At 71.0% G+C, this 13656-nt stretch carries 8 protein-coding genes; 3 read left to right on the top strand and 5 right to left on the bottom strand.

The features are described from left to right. The first annotated feature begins 319 nt into the window (after positions 1-319). Positions 320-2539, top strand: coding sequence for a hypothetical protein (locus AB0B57_RS31325; protein WP_357077961.1), 2220 nt, complete (start codon positions 320-322; stop codon positions 2537-2539). Between the two features lie 280 nt (positions 2540-2819). Continuing rightward, positions 2820-4472: a hypothetical protein gene (locus AB0B57_RS31320; RefSeq protein WP_357077958.1), complete on the top strand. Its 1653-nt coding sequence runs from the start codon at positions 2820-2822 to the stop codon at positions 4470-4472. Between the two features lie 67 nt (positions 4473-4539). Here the strand turns inward: AB0B57_RS31320 and pulA are convergent, their stop codons facing one another. The 5 genes from pulA to AB0B57_RS31295 form a co-directional block, all read right to left on the bottom strand. Beyond that, positions 4540-10092: a pullulanase-type alpha-1,6-glucosidase gene (gene pulA / locus AB0B57_RS31315; protein ID WP_357077955.1), complete on the bottom strand. Its 5553-nt coding sequence runs from the start codon at positions 10090-10092 to the stop codon at positions 4540-4542. A 110-nt stretch (positions 10093-10202) separates the two neighbouring features. Further along, complete coding sequence (locus AB0B57_RS31310; protein ID WP_357077952.1) at positions 10203-10847, bottom strand: cellulose binding domain-containing protein; 645 nt, start codon at positions 10845-10847, stop codon at positions 10203-10205. A 139-nt stretch (positions 10848-10986) separates the two neighbouring features. After that, positions 10987-11685, bottom strand: a complete 699-nt coding sequence (locus tag AB0B57_RS31305; protein ID WP_357077949.1) for a hypothetical protein — start codon at positions 11683-11685, stop codon at positions 10987-10989. A gap of 97 nt (positions 11686-11782) precedes the next feature. After that, positions 11783-12172 carry a hypothetical protein gene (locus AB0B57_RS31300; protein ID WP_357077947.1) on the bottom strand — a complete coding sequence of 130 codons (390 nt, stop codon included), beginning with the start codon at positions 12170-12172 and terminating at the stop codon, positions 11783-11785. Positions 12173-12209: 37 nt separating this feature from the next. Continuing rightward, positions 12210-12962 carry a hypothetical protein gene (locus AB0B57_RS31295; protein ID WP_357077944.1) on the bottom strand — a complete coding sequence of 251 codons (753 nt, stop codon included), beginning with the start codon at positions 12960-12962 and terminating at the stop codon, positions 12210-12212. Between the two features lie 19 nt (positions 12963-12981). On the opposite strand from AB0B57_RS31295, the gene AB0B57_RS31290 reads away from it, so the two are divergent. Then, positions 12982-13170, top strand: a complete 189-nt coding sequence (locus AB0B57_RS31290; protein WP_357077941.1) for a hypothetical protein — start codon at positions 12982-12984, stop codon at positions 13168-13170. The last annotated feature ends 486 nt before the right edge of the window (positions 13171-13656 follow it).

Here is a 13656-nt window from a genome sequence, read left to right as displayed (position 1 = left end):
CCCCGCGCACGCGCCCACGACCCCGGCAACGAGCACCCGACGCGGCGTCCACCCGGCCCACCACCCGACGCGACACCCACCTGCCACCCAAGTCGAGGCCCGCCCGCCACCCGACGCGGCGTCCAACGCGCCCACCTCCCGACGCGGCGCGCCCACCTCCCGACGCGGCGCGCCCACCGCCCGGCGCGGCGTCCACCCCGCCCACCGCCCGACGCGCCGGCCGCGACCGCCACGATGGCGAGCACCTGACGGCGACGCCTGCTCCCCAAGAGGCCTGCCGCGGACTTCCCGACCCCAGCAGCACCGTTCGCGTGGGCTCGTGCTGCTGGCGCCCTTCGTGTCAACGCCAACGCGCTCACCACGCCTGCCCCAACCTGGGCCTAATGTGGGGTTATCTCGGATAAGTCCTCATCACGAGGATGGTTCTCATACGGTGTGGATCGGAGGCTACAACCTATTTGTAGCTGGTCGTGACGCTTCGGGTGGTGCGACCCCGTCTGGCAGCAGGAAAGGGCGGAAGGCTCTGATGTCCAACGACGTAACGAGTACCGACGGCGGGGCCTCGACAGCTCCGCCGACACGACGACGGCGGGCGCTCTGGGTCGCCGGCGTGGCCGGGCTGACCGGCGTGGTCGGCCTGGCGGCCCTCGGCGGTGTGGCCGCCCGGGACGACAAGCCCAAATCCGAGCGGGCTTCCGACGCGCAGCCGTCGACCAACCGACAGAACGTCAGCGACGCCGGCGGCGCGAACGACGACGGCGCCAAGAAGGACGGCGCCAACGAGGACGGCAACCGGGACGAGTGGAGCGGCGGCGACTGGAGCGGCTTCGACGACCGGTCCGGCAAGGACGACAAACGCACGGACGACAAGCGCGCGGACGACAAGCGCGCGGAGAAGGACCGCACCAAGCAGGTCCCGTGCGACAGCGACAAGCTGATCCAGGCGATCACGTTCGCCAACAACGAGGACGGCGGCGTGCTGGAACTGGCCAAGGGCTGCACCTACACGCTGACCCGCAACCAGGACGGCAACGGCCTCCCGGTGATCACCGAGCACATCACCCTCAAGGGTGAGCACACCACCATCGGCCGTGAGGCCACCGCCGACTACTTCCGCATCCTCAACGTCGGCGCCGGCGGGCACCTCACCCTCAAGGGCCTGAGCATCAGGGGCGGCCAGACCCTTCAGCCATCGGTGACGGCCGACCCGGCGACGGTCTGGGCACCCTACTTGTCCCCGGCCCGGTCCGTCGCGACCGGCACGGCAGCCAAGCCTGCGGTCACCACCGCACCCGCCGGCACGCCGACCTCGGCGTCCACAGCAAAGGCGGCGGCAGCAGCCAAGCCCGCGGCGGCTACGGCCGCAAAGCCCAGCGCGGCAACAACGGCCGCACAGCCCGCGGCCGCAAAGCCCGCAGCGACAACGGCCGCCAAGCCCACTGCAGCCACACCCACGACGGGTGTCAAGGCTTCGACGGCAGCGGTCAAGGCCGCTGAAGCCAAGGCCGCTGAAGCCAAGGCCGCTGGAGCCAAGGCCACAGCGGTCAAGGCCGCTGGAGCCGAAGCCCCAGCAGCCAAAGCCAACGCCGCAGTAACGGCAGCCAAGCCGGTAGCCGCGGTGGCGACGCCGGTGCCGGCCGGGTCTGCGGTGGCGCCACTGGTGGACGAGCCGGGATTCAACGACGGAGCCGGGGTGCTGGTGCAGCCCGGTGGACGGGCGGAGATCCTGGACAGCGAGTTGCTCTACAACCAGTCCGGCGGCAGCGGCGGTGGGCTGGCCAACTTCGGCAGCAGCAGGCTCAGCAAGACGACTGTCGCGCACAACACCGCCTTCTTCGTCGGCGGCGGCATCTTCAACGCCGGCGTGCTCCAGGTCGACGAGTCGAAGATCAAGGACAACACCGGAATCATCGGTGGCGGTGGCATCTCCAACGGCGCGCCGGCGATTCGCAGCGAGGGCGTTGTGGGCGGTTCGGTCTGGGTCCACAAGAGCGAGGTCACCGACAACGAGACGCTCGGCTTCGGCGGCGGCGTGCTGGATGTCGAGGGCACCACGACGCTGCACCAGACGACTGTCGGTGACAACACCGCGGTGCTCGAGGGTGGTGGCGTCGCGGTGGCGGACAGCCAGCTCACCCTCAAGGACGCCACGGTGGTCAAGAACAGCGCCGCTCGCGAGGGTGGCGGCCTGTTCGTGAGCTCCGACAGCGTCGCGACGATCGAGAGCAGCAGGATCAAGGACAACACCTCGGGCTTGTCCGGCGCCGGTCTCTACAACGACGACGGCGTCACCACGCTGCGCGACAGCGAAGTGGTGGGCAACCGGGCCGTCGGTCCGTTCGCCCGCGGCGGCGGCATCGTCAACGCCGAGGGGAGCGAGGTCAGACTCCACCGGACGACGGTGGCGCACAACTTCTCCACCCTTGAGCCGGGGGGCATCTTCAACAGCATCGGCGGCACGGTGACGCTGGACGACGAGTCCCCGGTCACCGCCAACCGCCCGACCAACTGCTTCAACGTTCCGGACTGCTTCGCCTGACCGGGTGGGGCTGAACCACATAGAGAGCACGCCCCTCCGAGCCTGCCGCGGCCCGGAGGGGCGTGCCTGTTTGGGCAGCTCACGGGCCCGTGGGCCGGCTTGGGTGGTCCGGGCCCCGCTGGATGGAACATGAACCGAATGTGGGCCTTTCTCGGATAAGCCCGCGAGGCGAGGAACCTTCTCATACGGTGGTTTTGGGAGCTACAACCGATTTGTAGCAGGGGACGTCCGTCTGACGGCGGCGACCCTGTCTGGTACGAGGAGAGGGCAGAGAGCTCCGATGTCCAACTACCTAACGAACAACGAAGCCTCCGGGCGGGCGACGGCCAAGCGCCGCCGCAAGCTCTGGCTCGCCAGTGGCGTGGCCGGTTTGACGGGCGTGATCAGTCTCGCGGCGGTGGGCGTCGCGGGCAGCGCCGGTGCAGTCGGCTTGAACTGGAACACCGCGCAGGTCAGCAAGGACGGCGACCAGCGGGGTGAAGAAGGACGCGACTGGGACAAGGACAAGGACCAGGACCGCGACAAGGACAAGGACCGCGACAAGGACAAGGACAAGGACCACGAGCGCGGGAAGGAGGTGCCCTGCGACACCGACAAGCTGATCCAGGCGATCGTGTTCGCCAACAACAAGCACGGCGGTGTGTTGGAGCTGGCCAAGGGCTGCACCTACAACCTGACCCGCAACGACTACGAGGGCAACGGCCTCCCGGTGATCACCGAGCACATCACCCTCAAGGGTGAGCACACGACGATCTCCCGGGAAGCCACGGCGGACTACTTCCGCATCCTCAACGTCGGCAGCGGTGGGCACCTCACGATCAAGGGCCTGACCATCAAGGGTGGCCAGACCCTCGAACTGGAGAACGGTGTCGAGCCGGCGGCGGTCTGGGCGGCCTACTCGGACTCCGAGGCGATCGCAGCCCAGGTGAAGGCCGGCACGCCGTTGGCCCAGGCGCTCACCGCGCGGCAGGCCAACCCGAAGGCGGGCCTGAAGGCCGCGCCGAAGGTCACCCCGAAGGCCACGCCGGGCGTCGTCAAGCCGCTCGTCGAGGAGCCGGAGGAGAATGACGGTGCCGGCATCCTGGTCCAGCCGGGCGGCACCGCCGAGATCCTGGAGTCCGAGGTCGTCCTGAACCAGTCCGGCGGCAACGGCGGCGGCGTGGCCAACTTCGGCACCACGAAGATCTGGCACAGCACCGTCACCCGCAACACCGCCTTCTTCTTCGGTGGTGGTGTCTTCAACGCCGGCCTGCTCAAGGTCGAGGAGTCGAAGATCAAGGACAACACCGCAGTCATCGGTGGTGGCGGCATCTCCAACGGCGCCGCGGAGATCTTCACCGACGACGTCGACGGCGGGACCGTCGAGCTCAAGAAGAGCGAGATCACCGACAACGAGACGCTGGGCTTCGGCGGTGGCTACCTCGACATCGAGGGCAACACCACGGCGTACGAGACCACGTTCGCCTCGAACACCGCGGTCCTCGCCGGCGGCGGCCTCGCGGCGGCGGACAGCCAGCTCAACCTGCACCACGTCACGATCGAGAAGAACAGCACCGCCGGTGTCGGTGGCGGCGCGGCCATCGCCTTCGACAGCGTGGCCACCTTCGAGAAGAGCACCATCAAGGACAACACCGCCGGCTTCTTCGGCGGCGGGCTCTTCAACGCCGACAGCGTCACCACGCTGCGCGACAGCGAGGTTGTCGGCAACCGGGCCGTGGGCCCGATCGGGGTCGGCGGCGGCATCTTCAACATCTTCGGCGAGGTCAACCTGTCGAAGACGAAGGTCGCCCACAACTTCTCAACCTTCGAGCCGGGCGGTGTCTTCAGCTTCTTCGGCCAGGTGAGCGTGGACGACAAGTCCGCCATCACCGCGAACCGGCCGACGAACTGCCTGGCCATCCCGGGCGGCAGCATCGAGAACTGCTTCGCCTGATCAGGGCACAACGCCAGCACGACGAGCCGGCCCCCTTCCGCACCACGCGGGAGGGGGCCGGTTCACGTCACTTCTGGACGAACACCGCCACACTGCGCGCCGGTACGGTGAAGGTGCCGGCGGCCCGGTCGAACGAGGCGGTACGCAGCACCGGGTCGGCCGAGTCGACGAGCACCGGGTGCAGTGCCACGTCGGCCCCGCGCAGTCCGGTCACCGTCTGCGCAGCCGCCGACGGCGTGCCGTTGAAGACGACAGTCACCGACGCCCAGGCACCACCCAGCCCACGGGCGTCCAGGGTCATGGTCAACACACCCGGCGTCTCCTGCGCCCCGGACAGCGGGAACGCCACCCGCCGCTGCACCTGCTCGGCGGTGGCCAGGCCGAACACCGGCGACGACGCCCGGATGCGCAGCAGCTCGGCGTACCGGGCGTCGGTGGTGGTGATGGCTGTGCAGTCCGGCACCAGCGCCGGGTCGGCCAGCAGCGGCTTCGCGTACGGCCACTTGTCCTCGTTGTCGGGCGCGGGCGGCAGGCCGACGCCGAACCCGTTGCCCCGTTCGCAGTCCCAGCGGATCTGGTTGAACCAGTCACCGGAGTTGTACGAGTTGCGGTCCAGCGACTTCGACCGCAGCCGTTCGGTGCCGGCGGTGACGAACCCGGTGCCCTGTCCCAGCACCACAGTGCCCAACGCCAGCACCTGCATCCGGGAGCGGTCCGCCGCCGAGGTGGCCTGCGGCAGCTTGTACGCCAGCGCGTCGTACAGGATCTCGTTGTCGTGCGCGTCGACGTAGGTGACGGCCTCCCCCGGCGCGGCGGTGTAGCCGGCCGGGGAGCCGTTGTAGTCCACCTGCGCCCCGGTGACCTGCCGTCCGGCGGTGTCGGTGAACCGGTACCCGCGCAGGTTGCCGGTCAGACCCACCTTGATCAGGTCGTGGGCGTGCAGCAGGCGGGCCTTCTGCTCGGCCGGTGACCCGTTGACCTCGTCGCCGTTCGGGTCGGTGTAGAGGCCGGAGGCGAAGCCCTGCACCCGCGGGTTGGTGTCGAACGGTCCGCCGCCGCGTACGGCGTCACGGAGCCGGTCGTTGAAGGTGCCGATGCCGGTGCCCGCCATGTTGGCCTGGGTGGCCTGCACGAACCGGGCGTCGCCTGCCACCTCGCCGAAGTTCCAGCCCTCGCCGTAGAGCAGGATCGACCGCCCGTCCACGCCGTCGCGGGCGACGGTCAGCCGGTCCAGGGCCGCGCGGACGGCCAGGATGTTCGCCTTCGGGTGGTGGCCCATCAGGTCGAAGCGGAAACCGTCCACCCGGTACTGCCGCGCCCAGGTGACGAGCGAGTCGACGACCAGCTTGCCCATCATGGCGTGCTCGGGGGCGGTGTTGGCGCAGCAGGTGGAGTCGGCCACGCTGCCGTCCTCCAGCAGCCGGTGGTAGTAGCCGGGCACGATCTGGTCGAGCACCGACTTCGGGTCGGTGCCGGCCGCGGCCGTGTGGTTGTAGACCACGTCCATCACCACCCGCAGGCCGGCGTCGTTCACCCCGGCGACCATCCGCCGGAACTCGGTGGTCCGTGCCGCGCCGACCGGGTCGACGGCGTAGCCGCCCTCCGGCACGGTGTAGTGCAGCGGGTCGTACCCCCAGTTGTAGCCGTCGGTGTCGGCGACCGCCGCCACGCAGGTCTGCTGTTCGGCGGAGTCCGGCGGCAGCGCGGCCAGGTCGCAGGCCGGTTGGCGCTGGTCGGCCCGCTGCTCCGGGATGGTCGCGAAGTCGAACGCCGGCAGCAGGTGCAGGTGGGTGACCCCGGCGTCGCCGAGCGCCCGCAGGTGGGTCATGCCGGCCGTCGCCGGGTCGGTGAAGGCGAGGAACGTCCCCCGCCGCTCGGCCGGCACGGTGTCGTCGGCGATGGAGAAGTCCCGCACGGACAGCTCGGTGATCTGCGCCTTCGCGGGCGGCACCGGTGCCGGCTTGCGTAGCGTGCGCCACCCGGCCGGGGCCAGCGCCGGGTCGTTCAGGTCGACGAGCTGACTGTGGGTGGAGTCCGCCGCCAGGGCCACCGAGTACGGGTCGGTCACCGAGGCGGTGACCAGTTTCTGCGCCGCGGGTTGCCACGCCCGCACCTCGTACCGGTAGAACCTGCCGGTCCAGGTGTGGTCGCCGCGCGCCGACCACACGCCGGTGCGGTCGTCGCGGCGCATCGGCACCGTCGTCGGCGACGAGGTGGGCGAGTCGAACAGGTGCAGCGCCACGCTCTGGGCGGTCGGCGCCCACAGCGCGACGCTCGGTGTCCGGCCGTCGAACGTCGGGCCGAGGGTCGCGTCGGTGGCCCGGGAGTACACGTCGTCGAGCACGCCGGGGACCTGCACCCCGGTCGCGGCGAGCAGCGCACCCTCGGCGTCGCGTTCGGTGACCAGCAGCTGCCCCCGCAGCGCCGCCGGGACCTTCACGAGGTCGTGCCGATCAAGGGCGAAGCTACGGTACGACCACAGGTGCGGGAACCTGTCGCGTTGGGCCTCGGTCAGCCCGTTGCGCTGCGCCCGCAGCGGCACCGTGGTGTACGCCCCGGTCAGCTCGCCGTCGACCACGCTGACCCCGCCGTTCGGCGCGGCGACGAGCGCGTACGTCCTGCCGTCGGTCGGCGGTGTCTGCCACACCACGGTGGACCTGTCGATCCAGTGCGCCTTCTGCTTGCTGATGTCGGTGTCCCCCCTGGCGGTGGCCGCCGTCGACGGCAGCAGGCGGCCCGGCGTGGCGGCGAGCAGCCACACCTCCCGGCCCACCCTGGCCAGGTCGAGCCGCTGATCGTCGGGCAGGTCCTTGGTGTCGCCCTGGTGGATGATGTAGTTCAGCCCGGTCGCGCCGGCCGCCAGCGGCACCCGGAACACCGCCCCGAACGCGTCGGTCCCGGTGGGCTTCAGCGGCGCGGACCACTCGGTCGGGTTGGCCGCCCCGTCCCACACGTGCAGGCCCCAGCCGTCGTAGGTGTTGTCGGCCCGCCGGTAGTGGATGACGGCGGTGCCCTCCTCGACCGGCGGGGCCGGCTCCCCGGTGGCCGCCTGTCGGCTCGGGTAGATCGTCGGGTCGCCCTGTTTCAGCCAGATCTCCCCGGTCTGCGTGACGTCGATGCCACGGTCCTGGGCGACGTCCTTCGCACCGGCCTTGTCGACCACCAGGAAGTTCACCGACGTCGCGCCCGGCTTGAGTTTCACCCACGCGAACCGGCCGTAGGAGTCCTCCCCCGCGAACGGCTGCCCCGTGGGCCACTCGGTGACGTACGCCGGGTCGATGTCACCCCAGGTGTACAGCCCCCAGTCGTCGTACCCACCCGCGGGGCGCTGGTAGTGCACCACCGCCCACTCCCGGGAACCGCCCTGCGGGGGCGTACCCACGACGGCGGTGGACCGGGCGGTGGCGGTGCGACCCTGGCCGTCGCGGACCACCGCCTTGTACTCGATCCGGGTGCCGCCGGCCAGGCCGGTCAGGTCGTGCTGCACGGTGTACGGCGCGTGGTCGGCGCTGCCGAGCAACGTCCACCGGCCGCCCGCGACCCGGGCGGCGACGGTGACGGTGGCGAGGGGGTCACCTGTCACCTGGGCGGTGACCGCGGCCCGGGTGGCGACCAGCGCGTCCGGAGCCGGGGTGGTGATGGTGAGCGTCGGTGTGCCGGCCGTCTGTGCGATGGGGGTGCCGGCCCGGTACACGACCGCCGACAGCGGCGCGACGGTGAGGCTCAGCCGGCCGTCAGCGCCGGCCTGTCCCGCCGAACGGGCCGGGGGCGCTCCGGCGCAGCATGCGCCGCCGGCCTGTTCGCCGTCCGCGCTGCCGTAGATGCCGGTGAAGGTGGCGCCGGCCGACCAGGTGTCCACGGTGACAGTCTGCGCGGTGTCGGCGTTGTTCACCGCCACCACGTACTCGGTGCGGTCGGCGGGGGCGATCCGGGAGGCGGCGAACACCCCCGGGCCGTCGGCCGCGTACCGGGTGACCTGCACGCCGTCGCGCAGCGCCGGATGCGCCTGGCGCAGCCGGCCCAATTCGGCGATGGTCCGGTACAGCGGGTGGCCGGTGTCGAACTGGTCGCTGGCGTGGGTGCGGTCGGTGCCGAGCAGGTCGTCGTCGAGGTAGTCGGTGACCTTCGAGGCGAACATGTCCTGCCGGGCGTCCTTGTCCCCGCCGGGCCCGGTGAAACCCTGCTCGTCGCCGGAGTAGATCACCGGTTGGCCCCGGGTCAGGAACATCAGCTGGTGCGCGAGCTGGTCGCGGCGCAGGTGGCTGGCCGGGTCGGTGCCACCACCGGCGACGAACGAACCGATCCGGCCCATGTCGTGGTTGCCGAGGAAGGTGGTCAACCGGCCGGCGTCGGTGTCCCGGGCGGCGTAGAGGTCGTCGCGGGCGTACACGTCGGCGAGCGCCCGCGCCGAGCCGGCACCGGCGGTGAAACCGCGCGCGGCCTCCTGGAAGGCGAAGTCGAGAGTCGCCGGCAGGCCACCCTGCCGGACGTAGCGGGAACTGACCTCCGGGTCTGCGCTGTACACCTCACCGAACATGAAGAAGTCCTTCTTGCCGGCCTTCTCTGCGGCCCGCTCGATGCCCTGGCTGAACTGCGGCCAGAACTCCATGTTGACGTGCTTCACGGTGTCCAGGCGGAACCCGTCGACGCCGATCGCGCCGATCCAGTCCCCGTACGCCTTGGTCAGCCCCCGCACCACCTCGGGCCGCTCGGTCCACAGGTCGTCGAGGCCGAAGAAGTCGCCGTACTCGCTGTTCTCGCCGGCGAAGGTCGAGTCGCCCCGGTTGTGGTACATGGTCGCGTCGTTCAGCCACGCCGGGACCTTGACGTCCGCGTCACCCGGCCCTGGAAAAACCGGGGTGTACGGCCCGGACGCCTGGTTCACCCGTGGGAACGCGCGACTGCCATCAGCGTAGTTGCGGTCCTCGAACGCCCGCCCCCGCGCGTCGGTGTACGGCGAGGTCGCCTTGTCCACGTACGCGTAGGAGTCCTCGGCGTACTTGATGACGTCGGCGGTGTGGTTGACGATCACATCGAGGTAGATCTTGATGCCACGTCGGTGGGCGAGCGTGACCAGCCGCTTCATCTCCTCGTTGCTGCCGAAGTGCGGGTCCACCTGCGTGAAGTCGGTGATCCAGTAGCCGTGGTAGCCGGCCGAGATGTCGGTGCCGGCGCCCTGCACCGGCCGGTTCTTGAAGACCGGGGCGAGCCAGATGGCCGTGGTGCCCATCCCCTGGATGTAGTCCAGCTTGTCGATGACACCCCTGAGGTCACCGCCGTGGTAGAAGCCCTTGTCGGTCGGGTCGAGCCCGGTCCGCAACCGGTCACCGGTCAGGCCGCCCCGGTCGTTGCGGGGGTCGCCGTTGGCGAACCGGTCCGGCAGCACGAAGTAGAACTGCTCGGCCCGCGCCGAGGTGCCGCCCGCCTTCAGCAGCGCCTCGGCGGTGGGTTCGGCGGGCCACTGCGCGGCACCGGTGGTGGCCTTCGTGTCGGTGCCGGGCGGCCGGGGGTCCGCCGAGGCGCCGGGCTGGTGCGCGGCGACCGGAGTGCCGCCGAGGGTCACGGTGAGCAGAGGGACGAGGGCCAGCACGGCGGTACGCGGAATCGGCGGGGGTTTCATCGACGCCTTTCTCTGGTCGCTGATGGGCCGCACGCTAACCGTCGCCGAAACATTCTGCAATGCCTTGCAAACATGGTCGCAACACAGCAGCGTCCTTGCGGAAGTGCCGCTCAGAATCCGCTACAGCGCACCCCGTCGACAGTGCACACCCGGGGGGTGCTGGAGGCCCGCTCCAGGTGAAACCGCAACGACACCGACCCACCGGGCCGCACGTCCACCCCACTGACGTAGGTGAAGCCGCTGCCGTCCTGCCGCACCGTCCCCTGTGGCACGCCCTCCACCCAGGCCGTCACCAACCGCCCACCGGAGAACTCCAACCGGACCGTCCAGCCACGACTCTCGGCGGACCGGTTGACCATCGACACCTCACCGATGAAACCCCCGTCGAAGCTCTGCACGACCCGGTAGCGCCCACTCATTGCCGGCTGCCCCTGCGGAGCCCGGCTCGGTGACCGCGGCACCGCCGGCACACCCCCCGTCGCACCGACCGACGCGCCGGCCGACGGTGACCGCGAGGCCGTGGCGCTCGGCGGCAGCCCGCTCGCCCGCCCGGACAACCCCGGCCGTACCGGCGGGGGCGACGACGCCGGGCCGGGAGCAGTCGGCACCTCCGCCGCCGTCGGCAGCGGCAACGCCGGCGGCCTCGACGCGCCGTCCGGCGCAGGACTACGCCCCCGGTACGCGCCCAGAGCCATGAAGAGCAGCACCACCATCACGAGGACACCAGCGCCCACCACGATCCATGGCGACGACACGATCGCAACCGGACCGTGCGGCAGTCGCGGGGCACGACGCATGCCGGACATGTACCTCCTTCAGCGCACCGTCCGGGCAGCCTAGCGATCGGCGGCCGGGGCCGGTAGCGCCGACGACGCGCCGCCGTGGCAGCTCGGCTCAGCCGAGCCGGCAGTCGACCCCGTTGATCGTGCACCGGAGCGGCCGCTGCGCCGACTCGCCCCAGCCGACCCGCAGTCGCAGCGTCCGAGAGTCACCCACGTCCAGCGAACGGGTGCCGCGCAACACGAACTCGCCGTGCCCGCGACCCCGCACCGAGACCCCCGAGTCGTCAGCGACCCGCAGAGCCCACAGGTCGTCGTCGAACGCCAACTCCACAACCCAGTCCATCGACCGACTCGACTCGTTCGCGATCGACAGCACCGCCGCGTCACCGTCCCAGCCGTTCGTACCGACCTGGTACCGAGCACTGACCGTGCGCTCCGCCGGCGCGCCCGACACCAACGGAGCGACAGACTCCGCCGGCGCGCTCGTCCGCGGCGGAGTCGGCGAACCGGTCACGGTGACCCGTGGCGACGGCGCCCGACTGCTCCGCGACGGCCGCGGCGACACCGAACGCCGCTCCACACCGGCCGGAGTCGGCCCACCGGTCGCCGACGAGGCAGCCGGCACGGTCGGCAGGAACACCGGAGGCGCGGCCCGCGGCGCGACTTCCCGCTCCCGGGTACGGAACGACAGCAGCGCGATCACCAGGAGCACCACCAGCGCACACACACCGAGCAGCACCACGATCCACGGCGCCGACGTCAACACCCGAGCCGCTCGCGACCCCGCCGCACCATCCGGCCGCACTGCCATCAGGTCTCCCCTCGTCCCCACCGACGCGACAGCGTAGCCAGCGGCGCACGGACCGGGAACCGGGCGGGTACGGATCGGGCCAACCGGCCCGGGTCGGTCAGCCCGTCCGGACGACAGTGCAGATGAGTGGCCCGTCAGCAGAGACCCGCAGCAGGTAGCGGTACCGCTCTCCCGGCACCGCCTGCCCCCGACTGTCCAGGAACTCCCACTCGACCGCCACCATCGTCAACATCGCCGACAACGGCTGCACGTCCTCGATCCGGGCGTGGGCCGCGACCAACTCCCGGTCCTGGTAGTCGGGCGCGGCACCCACGAAGGACAGCGCCACCGCCGCCGCGGACGTGAACGAGAAGCTGTAGGTGTCGGCCACCACCAACCCCGGCAGGGCGTAACAGCCGGCGATGGCCGGCAGATCGCCGGAGGTCAACGCCACGCCGTACCGGTCGAAGAAGTCGGCCAACGTGTCAAGATCCGTGGACGCGTTCACGGTCACAGCAGTTGCCGGGCACCGCCCAGGTCAAACCTCAGCGCGGCGGCACCCGTACCTCGATCTCCGCACCCAAGCCCGCGTCGGCGGCCAGGCCAAGGTCGTCCCCACTCCAGAACCGCCCCGGGTCATACCAGTTCGGACGCCGACCCGCCGGCAACAACCCCATGGCCTCATAGGTCACCGCCACCACCTCGGCGCAGTACGCCGTCTCCAGTGCCCGATCCCGTTCCCCCGCCGAGCCGGCCGGGCGACCGGAGGTGGCCGGGTTGGCCGGGGTTGGCCGAGGTGCTGGCCGGCCGGGAAGCGGCAGCGCGGACAGGCGACCAGGGAGCGGCAGCGCGGACAGGCGGCCGGGGCGCGGCAGCGTCGGCACCCGACCACGCACCCACCGCCACGCCAACTGCGCGGTCGACGGGAACGGCGTGCCGTCCAGCCGCGCGATCGTCCGCAGCACCGCCCGCTCCATCTCAGCGTCGGCCGGCGGGTCGAGTTGCCGCAGCCAGGCCCGCTGGCCGTACCGGTTGGCCCAGACGCAGACCGCGTCCCGCAGATCGTGCAGTTGGACGCCGCGCTGGTGGGTGCCCGACCACAGATCCGGCAACGACCTACCCAACTCCGCGTGCCACATCAACGGCGGCATGTCGTCCAGCACGACCGCCATCCCGACGTGGTTGACCGGGCTGTTGGTGGTGAACTGGATTGCCCGGTCCGGCACGCTGCGACCCCGGAACACCCACACGTCTCCGGTGCGGGTCAACTCGACGGCCTCATCCAGGCTGATGCTCATGGGGGACTAGCCTAGGCCGATGCGGCAAGGATTGCGGTGGTGGAAGATTCTCGGGCTGGCCGGCCTCGCCGGCGTAGCGGCCTCCGGCGTGGTCATCGCGCGGGCCGAGCGGCGCCGACGCGCGTACACCCCGGAGGAGATCCGGCAGCGTCTGCTGGAGCGGCACGCCCAGGCCGGCGACGCCGCGAGGCCCACAGACGGCGCCTGACCACCCGACCGATCACCGATCGTCTTTCCGCACCGCCGACCTTCGGCCCTCCCTCATGGACGGTGGCCGCGACGGTGGCGGTCGCGCTGGTGCTCGTGATGCTCGCCGCAGCGACTCAGGCGGAGTTGGCCCAGGAGGGATTTTTGACCGATTCGCCCCGATGTGGGCGACACTCGGACGCGTAGGCGGAAGCGCGGGAGGCGGGCCCGGTTCGGGCCGGAACCAGACTCGGCCATGGTCCACTCCGATTTGCCAAAACCGCGGTGTCCCGGCCACACGGACACCGCGATATTCATGAACCCGAGTGGATCATCGCCCTCCGCCCGCAGGGCGGACCACCGCGTGGGTATTTTGTTCTGTGTGGGTTTCGTCCTGTGGTCAGGGCCATCGTGGCGGCGGAATGGGGGGCCGGGCCGGGTCGTTATACCTGGCATGCCGCCGCAGCCCCCGGGCTGTGGTGTGCGGCAGCCCCCGGGAACACCCGCC

The organism is Micromonospora sp. NPDC049101 (assembly GCF_040648675.1).
In the GTDB taxonomy this organism is placed as follows: Bacteria; Actinomycetota; Actinomycetes; order Mycobacteriales; family Micromonosporaceae; genus Micromonospora.
Note: the sequence above shows the minus strand (reverse complement) of the source record. Positions and strands in the feature narration are given on the sequence as shown.